The following is a 20,893-nucleotide window of genomic DNA, read 5'->3' on the forward strand; positions in this document are numbered from 1 at the left end:
GTCCCCGCCCGGCCCCGCACGGACCCGTCTCCCGCCCGCCTGGGATCGTGTGTACCGACCACGAACCAGGAGCGTCAGCATGGACTTCGACCACCACGACCCCCTGTCGGAGGACTGGGAGGGTGCCCCGCGCACGGCGAAGGACCGGCTCACCGCGCAGTCGCTGGTGGACTGCGTGTTCTTCGCCGTCGGCCGGCCCCGCGACTGCTTCATCAAGTCCTTCGCCTTCGAACAGCTCTGAGGGGCCGCGGCCGCGGCGGACACGCCCGAAGGCACCCTGGTCACCGGCCGTTCACGGTCGTCGTGTGCAATGGATGCCATGGGGAGAGGGAAGAAGAGACAGCGGCCCGCCGGTGCGCCGGGCGCGGTGCCCGTGCCGTCCGCGAAGACCGGGCGGGCGCGGTCCGGCGCCGCCCCCGAGCACTGGCGCTACGCCGGCCACCTGGAGGCCCTGGAGGCCGTACCGGACGAGGCCGCCGAGGCGGCGGCGGTCGCCGCCGTGCTGCGCGATCCCGACCCGGTGATGGCCGAGAGCGCCGTGGTCACCCACCTGGACCGGCGGGCCGTACGGCTGCTGGCCGACGAGGCCTTCCCCGGCTGGGCGCAGGCGCTCGCCGCCGTCCTGGCCGGCCGGGCCTTCCCCGAACGCCGGCTGCGCGAGTGGACCCTGCTCCGGGCCATCACCGGGGGCGGCCCCTGGTCCGCCGCGGAGCTCACCGCCGCCTCCGACTGGTGCCAGCGCACCGCCGCCCGGTCCCTGACCTCGTACGAGGCGCTGGGCCTGCTCGCCGGGGAAGCCCGTACCCGCGCGGTCCGCAACGCCGCCGCCCAGCGCCTGCGCAGGCACCGGGCAGCCTGACGGGCCCGGGCCCCGGCGGCCCGCCGGGGCGGTCCGTGCGTCAGTTGGCCTTGCGGACGCGGGCCGCGCGCCGGGCCTCGGCGGTGAGCCGGGCCTCGGCCGTCTTGCGGGACTCCTTGCCGCGGCCCGGCCGCCCGGGGCGGGTACCGATCCCGTGGAAGCCGAGCTCGGTGCCCGAGGGCCTGCCCTTGGCGTCGGTCGGAGCGGAGCCGGACAGCGGCACCCCGGACGGCGCCTTGGCCCCGGTGATCCGGCTGAGCGCCGCCTCACCGGAGCGCACCTGGGTGATCTCGGGCCGGATGCGGGCGTCGGCCATCAGGCGGACCATGTCCCGGCGCTGGTTCGGGGTGACCAGGGTGACGACCCGGCCGGACTCGCCGGCGCGCGCCGTACGGCCGCCGCGGTGCAGGTAGTCCTTGTGGTCGGCGGGCGGGTCCACGTTGACCACCAGGTCGAGGTCGTCGATGTGGATGCCGCGCGCCGCGACGTTGGTCGCGACCAGCACGTTGACGGCCCCGGTCTTGAACTGCGCCAGGGTCCGCGTGCGCTGCGGCTGCGACTTGCCGCTGTGCAGGCCCTCGGCCCGTACGCCCATGGCGCGCAGGTGCTTCACGAACTGGTCCACGCCGTGCTTGGTGTCGAGGAACATCAGCACCCGGCCCTCGCGGGCGGCGATCTCGGTCGCCGCGGAGATCTTGTCGGCGGCGTGGATGTGCAGCACGTGGTGGTCCATGGTGGTCACCGCGCCGGCCTGCGGGTCGACGGAGTGCCCGACCGGGTCCTTCAGGTAGGTCCGCACCAGCTGGTCGACGTTGCGGTCCAGGGTGGCCGAGAACAGCATGCGCTGGCCCGCGTGGTGCACCTGGTCCAGGATCTCCGTGACCTGGGGCATGAATCCCATGTCGCACATCTGGTCGGCCTCGTCGAGCACGGTGGTCGTCACGCGCTCCAGGTGCACGTCCCGGCGGCCGATCAGGTCGCCGAGCCGCCCCGGGGTGGCCACCACGACCTCCGCGCCGGTGCGCAGCGCGCCGACCTGGCGGCCGATGGACAGGCCGCCGACCACCGTCGCGATCCGCAGCCCGAGGGCCTCGGCGTACGGGGTGAGCGCCTCGGTGACCTGCTGCGCGAGCTCCCGGGTGGGTACCAGGACGAGGGCCAGCGGGCGCTTGGGGTCGGCCTTCTGGCCCGCGGTGCGCGCGAGCAGCGCCAGGCCGAAGGCGAGGGTCTTGCCGGAGCCGGTCTGCGCGCGGCCCAGCACGTCCCGCCCGGCCAGGGCGTTCGGCAGGGTCGCGGCCTGGATGGGGAAGGGCTTCTCGACGGCCCGGGCGGCCATCGTCTCCACCAGCTCACGGGGCAGGTCGAGCTCCGCGAACGAGGCGACCGGGGGGAGGCCCGGCGTCGTCGTCCTGGGCAGCGTGAACTCGCCCTGCGGTCCGAGGGTGCGGGTGGCCTTGGCGCCGGACTTTCCGCCGCCTTTGGCGCCGCCCTTCGCACCCGCCTTCACACCGAAGCGCCCATGAACTGACGGGTTCTTCATGCAGAACCTTTCGAAGCAAGAACAAAAGATGGTCAACCGCCCATGGTACCAGCGGGGCCTAGGCGCCCTCGGCGTCCGACCGCGGGGGCCCGGCTCCCCGGACCGGACCGGACCTGTGCCAGGTGGGCGCGGGTCTCGGCGGACGCGCGCGCGAACCAGTCGGCGATGACCGCGGTCTCGTCGGGGGTGTAGTCGACCGAGGAGAGACATCGAGTGCGCACGGCGATGTGGACCTCGGCCACATCGTGGCCGGCTGGACCGGTACCGCGCCGGCCCTGGCGGGCTGCGCCGGAGCGGGGGCCGCGGTGTGCGCGGGGTGGGCGCCGGGGACGGCCGCGGCTGAGTCCCGGGCCGCGCGCTTCCCCCGATGCGTGGACGGGGCGGTCGGAAGTTCGAATGTCCGCGGCGCCCCGGTTGGCCGCGTTGGGCGTGTGGTGCGCGCGGCCGTCGGGCAGGATCGAAGCGGCCGCGCGTGCGGCCCGCAGTGGAACGTTGAGAAGGATCAGCCAGATGGCAACAGGCATCGTGAAGTGGTTCAACTCGGAGAAGGGGTTCGGGTTCATCCAGCAGGACGACGGCGGCCCGGACGTGTTCGTGCACTTCTCCGCCATCGAATCCACCGGCTACCGGTCGCTGGAGGAGAACGCGAAGGTCGAGTACGACGTCACCCAGGGCCCCAAGGGCCCGCAGGCCGAGCGGGTGGTCCCCCTCTCGTAGCGCCGCTCCACGAGCCCCGTCCGTGATGCCGAGCCCCGCCGGTCCGTCCGGCGGGGCTCGGCACGTCGCGGGGGGCGGGGCGCCGCTCAGGCGGAGTGCAGGGCGAGCAGGAGCCGCCACAGGCGCTCCGCCAGGCCGGCCGCGTCCTCCGGGACGGCCCCGTGCAGCCAGTCGGCGAGGACGCCGGTGAAGGCGGCCGCGACCGCCGAGGCGACCAGCTCCGGGTGCGGCGCCCCGGCCGCAGCACGCTCGGCGCGGGCGCGCTCCCGCAGCTCCCGGTGGAGGCGGTCGCCCAGCGGGCCGCCGCCGCCCGGCAGCAGCAGGGTGCGGTACAGCGGCCCGTGCTCCGCGACATCGGCCAGGAAGGCCGCCAGGGCGCCGGGGGGTCGCGCGGGGGCGCGGGCCCCCGGGATCGTCTGCCACGCGTGCAGGGCGTCCACCCCGGCGCGCACGACGTCGGCGCAGGCGTCCACGGCGAGCGCGGTCAGGTCCTCGTAGTGGAGGTAGAACGTGGCGCGGCCGACGCCCGCACGGCGCACCAGCGCCGAGACCCCGACGTCGGTGAGCGGCCGACCGGCGCACTCGGCGAGCAGGCTCGCGCGCAGCCGGGCCCTGGTCCGGGCGGTCCGGGGGTCCTCGGGCGGGCTCATGCGGCCAGCAGCGCCGCGCCGAGGGCGAGTGCTCCGGGCAGTGCCTGGGCGACGAGGATGCGGCGGTTGGCGGTCGCCGCCCCGTACACCCCGGCGACGACCACGCAGAGCAGGAAGAAGACCTGCGTGGCGAGGGAGCCGGTGACGAGCGACCAGACCAGGCCCGCGGCCAGGAAGCCGTTGTAGAGCCCCTGGTTCGCGGCGAGCGGGGCGGTGAGGCGGGCGGTGTCGGCGTCGAAACCGGACAGGGCCCGGCCCGGGGGCCGCTGCCACAGGAACGTCTCCAGGACCAGGAAGTACAGGTGCAGCGCGGCCACGAGGCCGATGAGGATCAGAGCGACCGTGTCCAAGGCCGCCTCCACTTCTCGGGAGGGTGCGGGCGGGGGTGCGGGCAGCGTGACGTCGTGGTGACCCACTTCCTGGACAACTGTACAGGAAGTGTGGTCCCACGATCGTCGTACCGCGGGCCCCGGATCCCGGGCGGCTCAGTCCTCCCGCACCGTGATGGCCGAGACCGGGCAGGCCCGGGCCGCCTCGCGGACCAGGGCACTGCCCGCTCCGTCCTCCCGTCCCGGCAGGAGCTCGCTGAAGCCGTCGTCGTCCTGGGTGAACACGTCGGGCGCGGTGAGCGCGCACTGGCCGGCGCCGATGCAGACGCCGGTGTCGATGTCGATCCGCAGGTGTCCGGTGGGCACGGGGCTCACCAGGCCACGGGCAGTTCGAGCATGCCCTGGATCGTGTCGCCGGGCTTGAAGGGGATGCTGTCCGGCTCGGCGTCCAGGCGCAGCCCGGGCAGCCGTTCGAACAGCGTGCTCAGCGCGATCTCCATCTCCGCGCGCGCCAGGTTCTGCCCCAGGCACTGGTGGATGCCGAAGCCGAACGCGACGTGGTGCCGGTTGGGCCGGTGCCAGTCCAGCGCGTCGGGCTCCTCGAAGACGCTGTCGTCGCGGTTGATGACCGAGGTGGAGAAGACGACCCCCTCGTCCGTGCGGATCGTCTCCCCGCCGATCTCGATGTCCTCGGCGGCCACGCGCAGCATCCCGTCCGCGATCGACAGGAAGCGCATCAGCTCCTCCACGGCCGTCGGCATGAGGGACGGCTCGGCCCGCAGTTCGGTCAGCTGCTCCGGGTGGCGCAGCAGGGTGAACGTGCCGAGCGAGATCATGTTGGCCGTGGTCTCGTGCCCGGCGACCAGCAGGATCAGCGCGAGGGCGACGAGCTCCTCGACGTCGATCTCGCCCGTCTCCAGGCGTTGTGCGATCAGCTCGTCGAGCAGCCCGTCGCCCGGCTCGCGGCGCTTGCGCTCGATGAGGGCGGCGAAGTACTCGTCGAGCCGATGCCGGGCGTCCTCGACGTCGGACTGCCCGGGCCCGCGCAGCAGCCGGCGCGACTGCCCCTCGAAGAACTCGTGGTCGTCGTACGGGACGCCCAGCAGGGCGCAGATGACCATGGACGGCACCGGCAGGGCGAAGGCGCTCACCAGTTCCGCGCGGGGCCCGGCGGCGATCATCTCGTCGATCAGCCGGTCCACGGTCTGGTGGATCTGCGGGCGCAGCGCCGCGATCCGTTTCACGCTGAAGCGGGGGATGAGCATCCGCCGCTGGGTGTTGTGCTCGGGGTCGTCGACCCCCAGCAGCGCGGCCCGGCGCACCTGGAGCCCCTTGAACCGCTCGGTGGGGGCGGGGAAGGCGGCGTTCGTGCGGTCGGAGGAGAGCCGGCCGTCGGCGAGCAGGGCGCGCGCCTCGGCGTGGCCGGTGACGACCCAGACGGTGCGGCCGTCGAAGAGGCTGACCCGGGAGAGCGGACGCCCCTCACGCAGGGGCTCGTAGGCGGTCGGCGGGTGGTACGGGCAGGTTCGGTCCTGCGGGAAGGAGACGATCTCTGACATCAAGCACCTCGCAAGCCATGGTTCCGTCGTGCCGGACTCCATTACATGCCTGAGGCACCTATCCTACCTATGCCAGTTTCGGCCACATCATCCGAGTTCGCCCGCACGGCCCCCTCAGGGGTCCGCCGGCTCAGAGGTGGGCGTCCAGGAACTGCCGGAACTCCTCGCCCGTCAGCGGTCCGGCCTGCGTCGCGATCGCCGCGCCGTCCACGATCAGCACCGCGGTCGGGGCGCCGGTCACTTCGAAACGCCTGGTCGTCGCGGGGCAGCGGGTGATGTCGGTGCGGACGGCCGTGAGCCGGTCCCCGTACTCCCGTGCCAGCTCGCCGACGACCTCGTCCATGGCGCGACAGGCCTCGACGGCCTTGGGCCAGGTCCCGGTGAAGTAGGCGAGAACCGGCCCCGTGGCCATCGAGAGCACGAAGTCGAACTCCTGGTCCTCCAGTGGCTGGTGTACCCGACGTGCCATGCGTGCCGCTCCTCGCTCGTGCGCGCCCCCGCGATCGGGAGGGCGGCCCCCATCATCGCCGCTCGCCCGGTGCCCGTTGTCAGTGGCGCCTGTGAAGCTGGCGCCATGGACGACAGGATGCTGCGGCGCCGGGTCTACGGCGCCGACCACGACGACCCCGACCCCGGCCCGCGCCCGGGCCACGTCTACGGGGAGCTGGTGGGCGGCCCGCTGGACGGGCTGCTCCTCGACATCACCGGCTGGAGCGCGCCGCGACTCGCCGAGGAGGCGCGCCTGCCCACCGAGATAGGGCGCCACGGACCCGGCGGCCGCACCCACTACCGGCGCCGGCCCGCCGACCCGGGCCGCTGGGACTGGACCTGCGACAGCCCCTGACCTGACCTGACCCGACCCGGCCCGGCCCGACCCGACCCGACCCGGGCCGGGCCGCCCGGCCCGCGAAGCGGCCGGGGGAGCGTCAGCGGGCCGCGCCGCGGCTCACGTTGCGGGCCCACAGGACCAGCGGGACCTGGAGGGGGAGCCGGCCGAGCGCCGCGGCCCGCACGGCGGGTCCGCGGCTCCGTGCGTCGGCCGCCATCCGCACGTTCGCCGGGAACACCCCGACGAAGAACGCCGCCGCGCCCAGCGCCGCCACCCGGCGGGTGCGCGGGTGGGCCACCCCGGCGGCGAGCGCGAGCTCGGCCACCCCGCTCGCGTACGTCCAGCGCCGCGGGCTGCCCGGCAGCGAGCGCGGCACCATGGCGTCGAACTGCCGGGGAAGGGCCGCGTGGGCGACCGCGGCCCCGGCCAGCAGGCCGGCGAGCAGGAGGGGGGAAGAAGGGCGGCGCGGCATCGCGGATTCCTCTCGGAGGGGGCCTGGCCCGCCGATCCTACTCACGAGTAGGGGTGAGGGGAGGGGCCCGGCGGATCCCGCGCTCGCCGTTCCCGGAAATCCGCCGAAGAATTTTCCCGAGAGCTGTCGATCCGGGCGCTTCCCGTTCGACGCAGGGGTGAGAGGCAGGGGAATACCCCGCCCTCCCGACCGAGGAGTCACCATGCCGCGCTTCCTGACGATGATCCGCATCGACGAGCAGAACCAGCCCGCCGAAGCCTTCCCCGCCGACTTCGAACAGCGCATGGGCGCCCTCCTGGAGGAGATCACCAAGGCCGGGGTCATGCTCGACACGGCCGGGCTGCTCCCGACCTCCGAGAGCACCCGCCTCAGCTGGTCCGGCGGGAAGATCAGCTACACCGACGGCCCGTTCACCGAGACCAAGGAGGTCGTCGGCGGATACTCCCTCACCCAGTGCAAGGACAAGGCCGAGGCCGTCGAATGGACCAAGCGGTTCCTGGAGATCCACCCGGCGCACTGGAACGTCAGCGCCGAGGTCCGCGAGATCCAGGAGATGTGAGGCGGCCGACGTGATCCGGGCGGTCCGACCCGGGACGGACCGACCCGGGACGGTGCGGCCGCGACCCGTGGGGCCGGAGCGGCGGGCCGCCGGTGCGGCGGCGTGCCCCTCCCGGCCGTCCGCCGCCGCCCGTCCGCCGCCGCCCGGCCGCCCGGCCCGGGCCGCCGCCCGCCGCGCCGCGTTTGCCCTGCCCCGTCGCGGCTGCTCTGATGGGTGGCCGTGACGGCAGTGAGTACGGCCCAGGCGGTCGAAGCGGTGTTCAGGATCGAGTCCGCGCGGATCATCGCCGGTGTCGCCCGGATCGTGCGGGACGTCGGCATCGCCGAGGAACTCGCCCAGGACGCGCTCGTCGCCGCCCTGGAGCAGTGGCCGCGGACCGGCGTGCCGGACCGTCCCGGCGCCTGGCTCACGGCCACCGCCAAGAACCGCGCCGTCGACCTCGTCCGCCGCAGGGAGACGTACGCGCGCAAGCTCGCCGAGGTCGGCCGGACCCTGGAGGACGCCCCGCCGCCCCCCGAACCCGCCGACCCGGACGACATCGACGACGACCTGCTGCGGCTGATCTTCACCGCCTGCCACCCCGTCCTGGCCACCGAGGCCCGCATCGCCCTCACCCTGCGCCTGATGGGCGGTCTGACCACCGCGGAGATCGCCCGCGCCTTCCTCGCCCCCGAACCCACCGTCGCCCAGCGCATCGTCCGCGCCAAACGGGCGCTGGCCCGGGCGGGCGTCCCCTTCGAGGTGCCGTACGGGGCCGACCGCGACCAGCGGCTGGCCTCCGTGCTGGAGGTCATCTACCTGGTCTTCAACGAGGGCCACTCGGCGACCGAGGGCGACGACCTGGTCCGCCCCGCCCTCTGCGAGGACGCCCTGCGGCTGGCCCGCGTCCTGGCCGGACTGATGCCCGACGAGCCCGAGGTGCACGGACTCGCCGCCCTGCTGGAGTTCCAGGCCTCCCGGATCGCCACCCGCACCGGCCCGGACGGCGCACCGGTACTGCTCGCCGACCAGAACCGCTCCCGATGGAACCGGATGCTCATCCACCGGGGCGTCGAGGCCCTGCGGCGCGCGGGCACCGGCCCCTACTCCGTACAGGCCGCCATCGCCGGCTGCCACGCGGCGGCCGTCCGCTACGAGGACACCGACTGGGCCACCATCGCCGCCCTCTACGACCGGCTCGTCCGGCTCGTGCCCTCGCCCGTCGTCGAGCTCAACCGGGCCGTGGCCGTCTCGATGGCCCGGGGGCCGCAGGCGGCGCTTCCGCTGGTCGACGCCCTGGCGGCCGAGCCGGCGCTGCGCTCCTACCACCTGCTGCCGAGCGTACGGGGCGACCTGCTGGAGCGGCTCGGCCGGCCCGCGGAGGCCCGCGCCGAGTTCGAACGCGCCGCCGCCCTCACCCGCAACGCGAGCGAACGCGCCCTGCTCCTCGGCCGCGCCGCCCGCCTCTGAGCCCGCCGCACCCCGCACCGGGGGCGGCGGACCGGTTCAGCTCCGGCGCGCCCCGCCGGCCGCGTCGAGCGGGGTGTCCACCGGCCGGCGCGGCGGCGTCAGCGCGATCGGCCGGCCGAACCCGCCGGATCGGGCGACCTCCTGGACCGTCAGGCGCAGCGCCTCCTGGAAGTCGTCCATCGTGCGGCGGGCCGCCGCGGTGTCCACGTACAGCGAGTTCATGTGCAGCCCCGCCGTGTCCCGCTGGAACCAGGAGCACGCGCCGTTGGCCCGCGCCGACCACACGTGCGTCGCGGCCCGCCACTCGTCGTGCCGCTCGGCCCCCCGGCAGCGGCGCATGTCGATGTACGAGAAGAAGTTGACCGGGTAGGGCCAGGAGCGGGCGGCGAACTCCTCGGGCGCCAGCAGCTCCCACGCCCGGACGAACGGCACGTCGACATGGCTGATCATCTCGCCGAAGCCGCTGCGGACCGAGGCCATCACCTGCCCGAAGTCCCGGCCGGGCGAGGCGTCGAACTCGATGGGCAGGGTGTTGACGAACCAGCCCACCGAGTCCGTCCACGTGTCGCGGCCGCGCTCGCTCACCGGCATCAGACCGCGGTAGACCCCGGGCCCGCCCGCCTCGCGCAGGCAGACGGCCACCGAGGCGAGCAGTCCCATGAAGGGCTTCCCGCCCACCGCCAGACAGGTCTTCTCGAACACCTCCGCCTCACCGGCGTCCAGCAGCGTCGAGGCCTCGTTGACGATCGGGTACATCCGCCCCGGCTCCACTCCGAGGTCGAGCGGGAACCGCGGGAAGAACTCTCCCTCCGGCCCCATGAAGGCCCGCCAGTAGTCCAGCCGCTCGTCGCGGGCGTCGATGGACAGGTAGCGGCGGCGCTGCTCCTCGGCGAAGTCCAGGTAGCTGGGGGCGGGCGTGAGGTCGAGCTCCCCGCCGGCGCGCAGGGCCTCGTAGGCGGTCATCACCTCCTGGACGACCACCGGCATCGACATGCCGTCGCAGACGATGTGGTCGAAGGCCAGATAGACGGTCGCGGAGTCCGTGCGGACCACCGCCCCCATGACGAACAGCGGCCACGAGAGGGTGTCGATGCTGCGGCGGAACCGCTCGACCAGGAAGCCGCCCATCCGCTCCGACGTGTCGAACGCGCCCACCTCCCGTGCTTCGAGGGCGAGTTCACCGGCGTCGAACGGCTCGCACGCCAGCTCGCCGGCCAGTCGCCGGAACGCGCAGCGCAGCACCTCGTGGCGCTGGACGAACGCCAGCAGGGCCCGGGCCAGCACCGGTTCGTCGAGCCGGCCGGAGACCTCGAAGGTGACCGCGACCCACGAGGCCACGGGGTCGTCGGCGGCCCGGCTCTCCTCGGCGACGGTGAAGTGCTTGTCCTGGTTGAAGGACGCCCTCCTGCCGGCTTCGTCGATCCGCTCGCCGGCCTCCGCCGCGGTGGACCGCAACTGCCACTCGACCACCCGTCCGGGTGCCACGTGGTGCATCTCCAGAGGAAACTGCCGCATTCCGTCATCCCTTCGCCCCCGAGCCAACCCCCAGGCCCTAACGACCTCCGGACCGGGGAAGTGACGGAATCACCCGCGGGGGAGCGTGCGGCGCAGGTCAGAGGTGCTCGGACGCGGCGTGCGTGTCGGGCCGCAGTTCGATGTGGTCGGGGGCGAGGTCGACGGCGACGCGGTGCTCCATGCCCAGCGCCTCCAGGAACTTCGGGGGCAGCTGGACGCGGCCGGTCCGGTCGAGCATCACGTACTCGCGTTCGCTCACCGACTCGGTGCCGTGCTCGTCGGTGACGACCCGGCGCAGCACCTCGGTGCTGGTGCGGCCGTCGCGCATGGCGACGGTACGGCGGACCTCCCCGGCGACCATGGGGTCGTGGGTGACGATGACGACGGTCGCCCCGAGTTCGCGGTTGACGGTGCGGAAGGCCTCGAAGACCGCGGACCCGGTCTCGGAGTCGAGTTCGCCGGTGGGCTCGTCGGCGAGCAGGACGGCCGGGTTGTTCGCCATGGCCACGGCGATCGCCACGCGCTGCTGCTGGCCGCCGGAGAGCGCCGCCGGCCTGCGGTCCGCCAGCTCGGCGATGCCGAGGGCCTCCAGCAGCTCGGCGGTGCGCACGGCGTGCCGCTTGGCGGCGCCGCGCCCGTTCCCCTTCAGCTGCATCGGCAGGGCGATGTTCTGCGCGGCGGTCAGGAACGGCAGGAGGTTGCGCGCCGTCTGCTGCCAGACGAAGCCGACCGCCTCGCGCCGGTAGCGCAGCCGGTCGCGCGCCGACATCTCCAGCAGGTCGTAGCCGCCGACCGAGGCCGTGCCGGCCGTGGGTACGTCCAGCCCGGCGAGGATGTTCAGCAGCGTCGACTTGCCGCTCCCGGACGCGCCGACCAGGCCGACCAGGTCGCCCTGGGCGACCGTCAGCTCCAGCCCCTGCAGGGCCTGGACCTCGACCCCGGCCGTGGTGAAGATCCGCACCAGCCGGTCGCAGACGATGGCCGTGCCGGCCGCCCGGCCCCGGGGCGCCGCGGCGGCCAGGGCCCGGCGCTGCAGCTCTTCGTACGTGGGCGCTTCGGCGCTCATCGGTTGTCTCCCGCTCTCAGCTCGGTGGTGATCTGGCGCCGCCCGGATATCGCGGCCTCGGCGAGGACGACCCCCGCCACCAGCGCGGCCAGCCCCAGGGCCTGGGACAGTACGGGCCACGGCGCGAGGCCCAGTCCGGTCGGTACGGCGGAGCCGACCATCGAGGACAGGTCGACGGCCGGACCCAGCAGGACGACGGCGGCCGCCGCGACCAGCGCCCCGCCGAACGCGGCGGCCAGCGCCTGCGGCAGGGCCTCGGCCAGGATCAGCGCCACGCCCTGCCGGGGCCGCAGCCCCATCGTGCGCAACCGGGCCAGCAGCGCCGCCCGTTCGGGCGCGGCCCGCACCAGCGTCAGCAGGACGGCCAGCAGGGCGAAGCCCGCCGCGGCCGCCAGCGAGGCCCAGAACAACTGCCCCGCCGAGCGCTGGAGCGGGTCGGAGCCGAGCTCGGCCACGACCTCCGCGCTCGTACGGACCAGGTAGTGCGGGGCCTGCGCCGCCGGTGCGCCGGTGCGCACCAGCTCCGCCAGCCGTGCCGGGTCCGTCGAGCCGGTGGCGAACCACCGGTTGGGCCGGGCGGACAGGGGGACCGCGGCGGTGGCCGTCGGACCGGCCGGAAGGACCACGACGCCGGACCCGTCGCCGGGCAGGACGGGTGTGCCGTCGACCACGGCCGCCGCCCTGATCGCCACGTCCCCGCCCGCGATCCGCAGGTGCAGGGGCGCGGAGCCGGAACCCGCCGCCGCACGGGCGAGGTCGCGGCTGACCAGTGCGGGCAGCGGGGCGCCCGGGGCGGCCGCCAGGACGGCCTGGTCGAACCGGCCCCGCCCGACGGTGCGGGCCAGCTCCGCGTACGCCGCCGGATCGGCGACGACCACGGTGACCTGGACGGAACCCGCCGGGCCGGCGCCGGTCACCGACCCGTCGCCACGGGTCCACACGGGTACGGACGTCCGCACCCCGGGCAGCGCGGCGGCGGCCCGGACCAGCTCCGGCGGCAGCGACTGCCCGTCCGGCGCCGAGATCTGGCCGTCCCCGCCGACGGCCTGGCGGGCCGCCTGGAGCCGGGCGCCCTCCACCGTGCCCAGCACGGTGGCCCCGAACCCGCCCGTGGTGACGGCGAGCAGCAGCGCGATCAGCGGCAGCACCGAGGGACGGGCGCGGTTCCCGGTGCCCCGAGCCGCCCGCGTCAGGCCGAGGAAGCCGACCACCCCGGACCCGCGGCCCGCGGCGCGCGCGACCAGGCCCACCACGGCGGGCTGGAGCCGGGACAGCAGCAGCGCTCCGGACAGGGCCAGCAGCAGCGGGGCGGCGACCAGCAGCGGGTCCAGCCCGGCGCCGGCCGGTGCCACCCCGCGCCGGCGCACCTCGAACACGGCCGCGGCGGTGGCCGCGAGGACGAGGAGCTCGGCGACGAGCCGGCGCCGGGGGCCGGGCCCGCGCGGCGGTGACAGCAGCACGAAGGCCCGGACCGGGAACGCCAGCAGGGAGAGGAGGGCGACGGCCGAGGCCGCCAGCAGGGAGGCCGCCATCCGCGGGCCGGGCACCAGCAGCAGCGCGAGCCAGCAGGCCAGCGCGGAGCCCGGCAGCACGGTCACGGCACCCTCCGCGAGCAGCCGCCGCACGATGGACGTGCGCGAGCCGCCGCGCGCCAGCAGCAGCCGCAGTTCCGCCTCGCGCCGGTCCCCGCCGAGCGCGGCGGCCAGGCACAGGACGACCGCCGCGACGCCCGCCACCCCGGCCGGACCGATCGCGGCGAGCGGGGCGGCGGCCCGCTCCCGGGCCCGGGCCTGCTCGAACAGGTCGGGCAGGCGGGAGGAGATGCGCAGGTCGGACCGGCCGACGGCGGAGGTCAGCCCGGACGCGGTCGGCCCCGCGACGAAGGCCGCGGTCTCCTTGGCCGCGGAGGGCAGCCGGTCTGCCCGCAGCGAACCGGTGTCGACCGGAAGCCGCCAGAAGTACTCGGCGGTCTCCCCCCAGGGCGCGAGCCGGTCGAGGGACTCCGCGGCGATCAGCGCGCCGGCCTGCCAGAACTGCTGCGGGGGCAGCGCGGGGGTGGCGGAGAGACAGGCCTTGGTCAGACAGGGCAGGTCGGTCCAGTACACGCCGTCGGTGTCGGTGGCGTCGTACAGGCCCACCACCACGGCGCGGGCCGTGCCGAAGATGTTCGGACGGGTGTCCAGCACGGTGCCGAGCGACACGTTGAGCGTCGCGGCCGTGCTCCGGGCCAGGGCCACCTCCACGGGCGCGTCGGGCGCGGTGGCGGCCGGCCGCCGACCGGCCACCATCGTGGTGTGCTCGGCCGCCTGCGGCAGGTGGACCAGGTTGAGCAGCGGGTCGACCGTCTCGGGCCGGGGCAGTTCCGGGTTGGCCAGCGCCCGGCCGCGCAGGGCGCGCGCCCCGTGCACCGGACCGCTCGGGTCCAGCCGCAGGGCGTCGCCGGTCCGCGAACGGAGCGTGCCCAGCACGGAGTCCAGCTCCGCCGGAGTCATCGTGCCGTGCCGCGAGGTCGCGGTCGCGGTCAGGCTCGTCTGGCTCGGCCCCCGGTCGTGCAGGAAGGACCGCAGGGCCTGGTCGGCGCCCCGGTCGACGGCCCGCGGCAGCGCGGCCGCCAGCAGGACGGCGACGAACGCCAGCGCGACACCCAGCAGCGCGGCCAACGGGGCCGCGCGCAACCGGGTGCGCACCCAGGGCGCGGGCCCCGGCGCGCGCCGTCCGCCGGGGGTGCGGGCCTGGCCGGTCACATGTCCTCCAGGTTCCGCAGCCGTACGGTGACGTCGCGGTCGTTGCGGGCGCCGCGCACGGCCGACCACAGGGGCACCGCCGCGATCGCGGCGGCCATCAACAGGATGGCGGGGGCCGGCAGGTCCACCAGGACCGGCGGCACGGGGGGCCGCGCGGCCGGGGTCAGCACCACCAGCGGTGCCATGAGGTGGACGATCGCGGCGCCGAGCCCGATTCCGACGGCGCTGGCCAGGCCGACCAGCAGGCCGCTCTCGGCCGCGGCCGTACGGGTCAGCTTGCCGCGCGGCGTGCCGAGGGCCAGCAGCACCGCGAACTCGCGCGACCGCTCCCGCCCGGCGGCCGCGGCGGCGGCCGCGCAGCCGATCGCGGCCAGGACCGCGCAGGCCAGGGCCAGCGCGGCGAGGGCGGACTGCGGGCCCGCGCTCAACGGGTCGTCCAGCAGGGCGGCGGCGGCCTCCTCGCGCAGCTCCACCTGCTGGGCTCCGGCGCCGGCGCGCAGCTCGGCGGCGGCCCGTGCGGGCAGCGGGTCGGAGGCGGAGCGGGCGGGCATCCACCACTCGGCGGCGGGCGGCAGCTCGCGCACCCCGTCGGCCGCCAGCAGCCGTCCGGCGGTGGCCAGGTCGACGGCGAGCGCGGTGTCGCCGGCCACCGGCAGCGAGCCCACGGCCGCCGTGATCCGCACCGGCACGGTGGAATCGCCCAGCGGGACGGGCACCACGTCGCCCACCGCCGCGCCGACCGCGGCGAGGTAGGCCCGGGTGGCGATCCCGGGCACCTCGGCGGCGGGCGGCCTGCCGGGGGTCAGGGCGATCCGGAAGCCGCTGCCCCCGTCGGGTCCGCCCTGGTAGCGCAGCCGCAGCAGCGCGCCCGCGCCCGGCCCGGAGGCCGGAACGGGCAGCACCTCGCCGGGTGGGCCGCCGCGGAGCGCGGGCGGGGCGTCGAGCGTCCAGGCGGGGGCCGGAGCGGGTACGGGCACGGTGACGCCGGGTCCGCCGGGCGCGTCGGCCACGGCGATCCGGCGGACGGTCAGCTCGGCGGGGTCCTGGGGCCCGTCGGCCGCGTCGGCGGACAGGCCGTCCGGCCCGCGGTAGGAGAGCACGGCCCCGGCCAGCGCCAGCGGCTGCGCGGCGGTCCCGAGCGGGGCCCCGGTCAGCGTGTCGAGGTCCACCGAGACGGTGCCGTCGCCGGAGGCGGGCAGGCGCAGCATCGGCGAGCGGTGGGTCAGCCCGAAGCGGTCCCGCAGCAGCAGCCCGAGACTGGGCGCCTCGGTGACGGCCGACGGGCGGACCGTCACGTCCAGGTCGATCCGGCGGGGCCGGCCGGGGAGTTCGATGACGTCGCCGGGGGCCGGGCGGGCCGCCGCGAGCGGTGCGAACAGCTCCCGCACCGGCCGCTCGTCGCGCAGGTCGGCGCGGAGCGGGATCCGCTCGCCCGCGGCCAGCGCGTCCAGGGCGAGCACCTGGGCGGGCTTCCCGCCGGGCAGCTCCTGCCGGGTGCGCACGACCGGGATCACGCCCTCGCCGCCGGGCAGCGCCGCGTACCGGCCGCCCCGGCCCATCGGGGGCAGGTCGCTGCCGGATATGCGCAGGCCGCCGGCGGTGGCGAAGTCGGCCTGGTCCCGCTGCGAGGCGGTCCAGGCACTGTGCTGCCCGAGGGCCAGCACCCCGCTGGACACGGCCAGGACGAGCAGCAGCACCGGCCCCGTGGCCCGCTTGGGGCGGCGGGCGAGCTGCCAGCCGACGAGCGCCGGGCCCAGCCCGCTGCCCCGTTCGGCGATCCGGCCGCCGAGCCGGGCGGCGAAGGGCAGCAGGCGCAGGGCGAGCAGGGTCCCGGCGCACAGGGCCAGCGTCGGGGCGGCGACCAGGACCGGGTCGATGCCGAGCCCGTCACCGGTCCCGGGCCGCGCCGCGGGCGTCCCCGAGCCGCTGTAGCGGTCGAGTTGGCGGTAGGCGATCACGGCCAGGGCCACCAGCGCCAGGTCGGCGCCGGAGCGGGCGGTGCCCGCGACGAGGGCCTGGCGCCGGCCGCTGCGGCGCAGGGCGGCGGCCCCGGCCCCGCGCAGCACGGGGGGCAGCGCGGTCAGCAGGACGCAGCCCGCGGCGCAGGCGGCGGCGACCGGCCACAGGAGGGGGCCGCCGGAGGTGTCCAGCGGAATCCGGGACAGCGGCCCGAAGGAGTGGAGCAGCTTCAGCAGGGGCGGCGTGAGCAGCGGGGCGAGCACCGCGGCGGGTAGGGCCAGCAGCAGCGATTCGACCGTGCCGAGCGTGCCGAGCCGCAGGCGCGAGGCGCCGCGGGCGGTCAGCAGCACCCGTTCCGACTCCTGCCGCTCCGTCAGCAGCCGTGAGACCAGCAGCAGTGCCGCCGCCGCCAGCACGGCGAGCTGGAGGGCGCCGACCATCAGCGTGGAGCGGGCGACGGTCTGCCCGGAGGCCAGTTCGTCCAGCAGCCGGGGCAGTTCGGTCTTCACCTGGAAGCCGGCGGGGGCCTTCAGCGCACCCGCCGCGGCTCCGGCGCCGCCCGGTCCGCCCGTCCCGGGCGCCAGGCCGGCGGCCCGGTCGCGGATCGCTTCCGCCTCGGCGGTGCGCACGGAGCGGAAGTCGGGGTCCAGCAGCGAACCGCGGCCGTTCTGCGGGACGGCGCCGGAGGTGAAGGCGGAGTCGTCGACGAGGAGCGGGCCGTAGGTGGTGAAGCTGCTGACCTGGAGCTCGCGCCCGCCCAGGGGGTCGAGCGTCCAGTACGGATCGGCGGGGTCGGCCGCCCGGTACACGCCGGTCACCAGCACGTCGAGCGGGGCGCCGCCGTACCGGTCGGCCAGCCGCACCTCGGCGGGCAGCGCCGCCTCGGCCAGCCCGAGCCGCGTCAGCGCCGCCCGGGGGACGGCCACGGCGACCCGGCCGGGGGCCGTCTGGGCCTGCGGCCACCGGCCGGCGAGGAGCCGTACGTGCGCGCGGTCGAAGGAGGCGAGCAGCGTCAGGTCGGCTTCCTTGCCGGAGGCCGCCGGACCGGGCAGCCCGTACGAGCGGCTGCGCGCCAGGCTGTCGACGGCGACCGGGACGGGCCCGAACAGCTTGGCCGCGAAAGCGCGCACCGCCTGTTCGTCCGCGCCGCGCGCGCCGGCCGGCCGGTCGGAGGTGACCACGACGGTGGACCGGTCGTGCTCCCGGCCCTGGAGGGCCTGGCGCAGGCCCGCCTCGCCGACGCCGCGGGTGAACGCGAGCAGCGCGGTGAGCACCGTCGTGGTGATCAGTACGGTGAACAGCACGGCGGCGGCGAGCGGCAATCGCCCGCGCAGCCGGCGCATGACGAAGCCGAGCATGTGCCTTGTTCCTCCCCCATCCGGACCCATGGCACCGGATAGCGGACGATGTTGTCAGATTCGAAAGCACAGGGGAAGACTTCTGGGGTGAAGTGCTCACAGAACGATCGCCCCGGCCCGGCCGGACCAGCCGGGCCGGGGCGCGGGGCCGGGTCGGCGGTGTGCTCCTAGGCCGGGTCGAACCAGCCTCCGGGGCACTGGGGGATGCGGGCCGCCAGGCCCAGCAGCAGGCGGACCGGGGCGGAGGCGGCGGACAGCTCCAGGCCGCGGCCGCCGCGCACCCACCGGTCCAGTACGTGCAGCAGCGACGAGTCGCAGAAGCCGACACGGGCCGCGTCGACGACGAGGTGGCGGGCGCCGCGCGCGGCGCCGTCCGCGAGGAGGTCCCGCAACGGGGCGCAGGTGTAGTGGTCGAACTCCCCGGCCAGGGTGACGGCGAGGACGCCGTCGGCCCCGAGCGTGGACCGCAGGCGGGGGAGCCGGTCCGAACGGGCCTCGGGCACGGGCTCGACGGGGGACTCGGACAGGGGCCCGGCGAGGGCGCGGGCGGCGGGCGGAACGGGAGCGTCTATCGGGGCGTCCAGCGGGGTGCGCATGCCCCTCCCAACGGACCGCACCCCAGGTGGGAAGCGGTGGGACGGGGACTTTCACCCACGTGGGCCGCGCCGCCGGGCCGCTCACCGGGTGCGGCGCCGCCACAGCCCGGCCATCAGGTCGGCCGGCAGCGAGGGGTTGGCGGCCGCGGCCTCCGCCAGGGCCGGGTCGCCGCCCAGCAGCAGGTCCGCGAGGACCGCGGCCGGGAGGGCGGGGTGGGCCGCGGCCGACGGCCCGGCCCGGCCGTCGGCCAGGCAGGGCAGCAGGGCCGCGGCCGTGGCGTTCGGATGCACCGCGACGGCCGACAGGGCCTTCCGTACGGGCGGCTCGTGCCCGGCCAGCACCTCCAGCAGGGCCCCGGAGGCGGCCGGGTTGGCGGCCACCGAGGCGTGGACCTGCGCGCCGTGCCGGGCGGCCATCGCGTGCAGCACCTCCTGCGACAGCCCCGGGTGCGGTGCGACGGCCCGGGCCACCGAGGCGTCCGGATCGGCGGCCAGCTCCTGCGCCAGCTCCCTCGGCAGCGTGGGGACCCGGGCCACCCATCGGCGTACGGGGGCCTGCGGCGCGGCGGCCAGCCGTGCGAGCTCCGCCTCCGTGGCCGCGGCCAGCCGGGGCACCGGCTCGGGCGCGGCGCGGGTGGTGGCGGCCAGCGCCGGCAGGAGGTCGAGCGGGAGCCGCGGGTGCCGGGCGGCGGCGCGCCGGACCTCGGTGTGCGCGTCGGCGGCGAGGGCGCGCACCAGGGGTTCGCCGGTGGCGGGGTTCGCGGCGACGGCCGCGCGGACGGCCGGGTCCGGGTCCGCGGCGAACCGGGCGCAGGCGGCGGCCGGCAGGTCGGTGCGCCCGGCGAGCGCCCGCCGCAGCGCTGTCGCGGGGCCGCCGGCGTGGGCGAGGGCCAGCTCCGCGGGGGTCGAGGGGTTGAGCAGGGCCCGCTGCCGGGTCTCGTGGACGGTGGAGGCGTGCGCGCCGCCGCAGGAGGCGTCCGGCCGCAGCTCGCGCTCGTCGGGCGCGGCGTACGGATGGGGGGTGAACGGGACGGCGGGCCCGTCGCAGACCCGGCAGGACGCGGCCGGCGGCAGTGCGTCGCCGGTGATCAGTGCCGCGAGCGCGGCCGGCCCCACCGCCTCGTTGCCGGCGGCCGCGTAACGGACCTCGGCGTGCGGATGCCGGGCGAGTCGGGCGGCGGCGCGGGGGCCCGCCCACAGCGCGAACTCCGCCGTGACCCCCGCGTCCGGGTCGGCGGCGAGGGCGTCCTCGACGTCGGCCGGAAGGCCGGGGCACGAGGCGAGCTTCCACCGGACGGCGGGCTCCGGGTGGGCGGCGAGGAGCCGGGCCGTCGAGGGCTCGCCGAAACCGGCGTCGAGGAGGGCCACGGCCGCGTACGGCTGCCGGACCGGGTCGACGTCGGCGGGCGCCAGCCGGCCGCGGTAGGCCAGCAGGACGGCGAGGGGTTCGCCGAGCGCGGCGAGGGCGCGGGCCCGGCCCGGGTCCAGGTCCGGGCGGTAGGCCAGCTCGGTGGCCAGCCAGCCGGAGGAGGGCTCGTCGCCGGGGCCCGGGCGGGTGGAGCGCTCCACCACCAGGGCGACCAGCCGGTCGAGGAGGGCGGCGGGGAGCGCCGGGTTGGCGGCGAGCCCGTGCAGCAGGTGGTCGGCGGGAGGGTTCACGGGCGGGCTCCGTTCGGCGGGGCGGCGCCGGGCGCGGGGTCCGGCCCGCCGGTCCGGCCGCCGTCCGGGTCGGCGGCGGCCTCGGCCAGGGCTTCGGCCAGGGCCCGTGCGTACGGCTGGGCGGGGTGCGGGCGGGGCAGGACGACGCCGATGTGCCGGGCGGGCCGCGGCGGTTCGACGCGGACCGCGGTCAGGCCGGGAGCCGGGGCCAGCGAGACGTGCGGGACCAGGGAGACCCCGACCCCCGAGGCGACCAGGGTCTGCGCGAAGAAGTAGTCGGTGGTGGAAGCCGCGACGCGGAGGTCGAAGCCGGCGAGCCCCGCGTAGCGGCGCAGGAAGGCCTCCGTCTTCAGGCAGCCCAACACCCAACGGTCGGAGGCCAGTTCGGCGGGCGCGAGCGAGGGCCGGTGGGCCAGGCGGTGCCCCGGGGGCAGGACGAGCCACAGCGGATCCTCCATCAGCGGGACCCAGTCCAGCCCCGGGCGCCGGTCGCGCCGCACCGGCGGCGGCCCGTCGAAGTGGTAGGCCAGGGCGAGGTCGGCGGCGCCGGAGCGGACCATCGGCACGGCCGCCTCCGGCTCGGTCTCCAGCACCGTCAGCTCCACCTCCGGGTGCACGGCCACGAACCGGGCCAGGGCCCCCGGCAGCAGGTGCCGCCCGCCGCTGGTGAAGGTCGCCACCGTCAGCCGCGGCCGCGGGGCCGCGAGCCGGTCGATGGCGCGGCGGACCCGGTCCAGCTCGTCGGCCACCGTCTGCGCCGCCTCCACCAGCAGTCGGCCGGACTCGGTCAGGGTCACCCCGCGGGTACTGCGCACCGCGACCGGATGCCCGAGGGTCCGCTCCAGGGAGGCCACGTGCTGGGAGACGGCCGACGGGGTCAGCATCAGCGCGGCGGCCGCCCGGTTGAAGCTGCCGTGCTCGGCCACGGCGCGCAGGACGCGCAACCGCTGCACGTCGATCATCAGTTGTCCTTACGACGTGTTCAGCCGTTCATCCGTTCCGTCGGGGACGATACAGCGGCACTGTCGTGGGC

At 76.4% G+C, this 20,893-nt stretch carries 20 protein-coding genes; 6 read left to right on the forward strand and 14 right to left on the reverse strand.

Annotated elements, in window-relative coordinates; genetic code table 11:
* The first annotated feature begins 79 nt into the window (after nt 1–79).
* Together CP968_RS30190 and CP968_RS30195 are read left to right on the forward strand one after the other, a co-directional pair.
* The gene (locus CP968_RS30190) at nt 80–241 is read left to right on the forward strand and encodes a hypothetical protein (RefSeq protein WP_373304076.1); all 162 of its coding nucleotides are present in this window, start codon (nt 80–82) and stop codon (nt 239–241) included.
* A gap of 78 nt (nt 242–319) precedes the next feature.
* Nucleotides 320–859, forward strand: coding sequence for a hypothetical protein (locus CP968_RS30195; RefSeq protein WP_229886495.1), 540 nt, complete (start codon nt 320–322; stop codon nt 857–859).
* A 40-nt stretch (nt 860–899) separates the two neighbouring features.
* Here CP968_RS30195 and CP968_RS30200 read toward each other — a convergent pair whose 3' ends face one another.
* Complete coding sequence (locus tag CP968_RS30200) at nt 900–2,399, reverse strand: DEAD/DEAH box helicase (protein ID WP_150520994.1); 1,500 nt, start codon at nt 2,397–2,399, stop codon at nt 900–902.
* Between the two features lie 510 nt (nt 2,400–2,909).
* On the opposite strand from CP968_RS30200, the gene CP968_RS30210 reads away from it, so the two are divergent.
* Nucleotides 2,910–3,116, forward strand: a complete 207-nt coding sequence (locus CP968_RS30210) for a cold-shock protein (RefSeq protein ID WP_150520996.1) — start codon at nt 2,910–2,912, stop codon at nt 3,114–3,116.
* A gap of 86 nt (nt 3,117–3,202) precedes the next feature.
* Here the strand turns inward: CP968_RS30210 and CP968_RS30215 are convergent, their stop codons facing one another.
* The 5 genes from CP968_RS30215 to CP968_RS30235 all read right to left on the reverse strand — a co-directional run bounded on the left by CP968_RS30215 (nt 3,203) and on the right by CP968_RS30235 (nt 6,123).
* On the reverse strand, nt 3,203–3,766 hold the full coding sequence (locus CP968_RS30215) for a TetR/AcrR family transcriptional regulator (RefSeq protein ID WP_150520997.1): 564 nt from the start codon (nt 3,764–3,766) through the stop codon (nt 3,203–3,205).
* Entirely contained in the window at nt 3,763–4,116 is a 354-nt protein-coding gene (locus CP968_RS30220) for a DUF1304 domain-containing protein (RefSeq protein ID WP_150520998.1), read from the reverse strand. The genes CP968_RS30215 and CP968_RS30220 overlap by 4 nt, the downstream gene beginning before the upstream one ends.
* A 135-nt stretch (nt 4,117–4,251) precedes the next feature.
* Nucleotides 4,252–4,446, reverse strand: coding sequence for a ferredoxin (locus CP968_RS30225; RefSeq protein ID WP_150522219.1), 195 nt, complete (start codon nt 4,444–4,446; stop codon nt 4,252–4,254).
* A gap of 20 nt (nt 4,447–4,466) precedes the next feature.
* Entirely contained in the window at nt 4,467–5,654 is a 1,188-nt protein-coding gene (locus CP968_RS30230; RefSeq protein WP_150520999.1) for a cytochrome P450, read from the reverse strand.
* 130 nt (nt 5,655–5,784) lie between these two features.
* Nucleotides 5,785–6,123, reverse strand: a complete 339-nt coding sequence (locus tag CP968_RS30235; protein WP_150521000.1) for a thioredoxin family protein — start codon at nt 6,121–6,123, stop codon at nt 5,785–5,787.
* 105 nt (nt 6,124–6,228) lie between these two features.
* On the opposite strand from CP968_RS30235, the gene CP968_RS30240 reads away from it, so the two are divergent.
* Nucleotides 6,229–6,498: a hypothetical protein gene (locus tag CP968_RS30240; protein ID WP_150521001.1), complete on the forward strand. Its 270-nt coding sequence runs from the start codon at nt 6,229–6,231 to the stop codon at nt 6,496–6,498.
* A gap of 82 nt (nt 6,499–6,580) precedes the next feature.
* On the opposite strand, the gene CP968_RS30245 is transcribed toward CP968_RS30240, so the two are convergent.
* Nucleotides 6,581–6,955, reverse strand: coding sequence for a DoxX family protein (locus CP968_RS30245; protein WP_150521002.1), 375 nt, complete (start codon nt 6,953–6,955; stop codon nt 6,581–6,583).
* Nucleotides 6,956–7,157: 202 nt separating this feature from the next.
* Here CP968_RS30245 and CP968_RS30250 point away from each other — a divergent pair, with 202 nt between their 5' ends.
* Together CP968_RS30250 and CP968_RS30255 are read left to right on the forward strand one after the other, a co-directional pair.
* Nucleotides 7,158–7,514: a YciI family protein gene (locus CP968_RS30250; protein ID WP_150521003.1), complete on the forward strand. Its 357-nt coding sequence runs from the start codon at nt 7,158–7,160 to the stop codon at nt 7,512–7,514.
* 228 nt (nt 7,515–7,742) lie between these two features.
* A complete protein-coding gene (locus CP968_RS30255; RefSeq protein WP_150522220.1) occupies nt 7,743–8,963 on the forward strand; it encodes an RNA polymerase sigma factor in 1,221 nt (406 codons plus the stop codon).
* Nucleotides 8,964–8,999: 36 nt separating this feature from the next.
* Here CP968_RS30255 and CP968_RS30260 read toward each other — a convergent pair whose 3' ends face one another.
* The 7 genes from CP968_RS30260 to CP968_RS30290 form a co-directional block, all read right to left on the reverse strand.
* Nucleotides 9,000–10,478 carry a condensation domain-containing protein gene (locus CP968_RS30260; protein ID WP_150521004.1) on the reverse strand — a complete coding sequence of 493 codons (1,479 nt, stop codon included), beginning with the start codon at nt 10,476–10,478 and terminating at the stop codon, nt 9,000–9,002.
* Nucleotides 10,479–10,575: 97 nt separating this feature from the next.
* A complete protein-coding gene (locus CP968_RS30265; protein ID WP_150521005.1) occupies nt 10,576–11,544 on the reverse strand; it encodes an ABC transporter ATP-binding protein in 969 nt (322 codons plus the stop codon).
* Nucleotides 11,541–14,288: a hypothetical protein gene (locus CP968_RS30270; protein WP_150521006.1), complete on the reverse strand. Its 2,748-nt coding sequence runs from the start codon at nt 14,286–14,288 to the stop codon at nt 11,541–11,543. Before CP968_RS30270 ends, CP968_RS30265 begins: the two co-directional genes overlap by 4 nt.
* Nucleotides 14,285–17,605, reverse strand: coding sequence for an FtsX-like permease family protein (locus tag CP968_RS30275; RefSeq protein ID WP_150521007.1), 3,321 nt, complete (start codon nt 17,603–17,605; stop codon nt 14,285–14,287). The genes CP968_RS30270 and CP968_RS30275 overlap by 4 nt, the downstream gene beginning before the upstream one ends.
* A 167-nt stretch (nt 17,606–17,772) precedes the next feature.
* A complete protein-coding gene (locus tag CP968_RS30280; protein WP_150521008.1) occupies nt 17,773–18,201 on the reverse strand; it encodes an STAS domain-containing protein in 429 nt (142 codons plus the stop codon).
* A gap of 81 nt (nt 18,202–18,282) precedes the next feature.
* Nucleotides 18,283–19,860, reverse strand: coding sequence for a variant leucine-rich repeat-containing protein (locus tag CP968_RS30285; RefSeq protein WP_150521009.1), 1,578 nt, complete (start codon nt 19,858–19,860; stop codon nt 18,283–18,285).
* A complete protein-coding gene (locus tag CP968_RS30290) occupies nt 19,857–20,822 on the reverse strand; it encodes a LysR family transcriptional regulator (RefSeq protein WP_150521010.1) in 966 nt (321 codons plus the stop codon). The genes CP968_RS30285 and CP968_RS30290 overlap by 4 nt, the downstream gene beginning before the upstream one ends.
* Nucleotides 20,823–20,893 lie beyond the last annotated feature (71 nt).

It is taken from the genome of Streptomyces subrutilus, assembly GCF_008704535.1.
GTDB classification, from domain to species: Bacteria; Actinomycetota; Actinomycetes; order Streptomycetales; family Streptomycetaceae; genus Streptomyces; species Streptomyces subrutilus.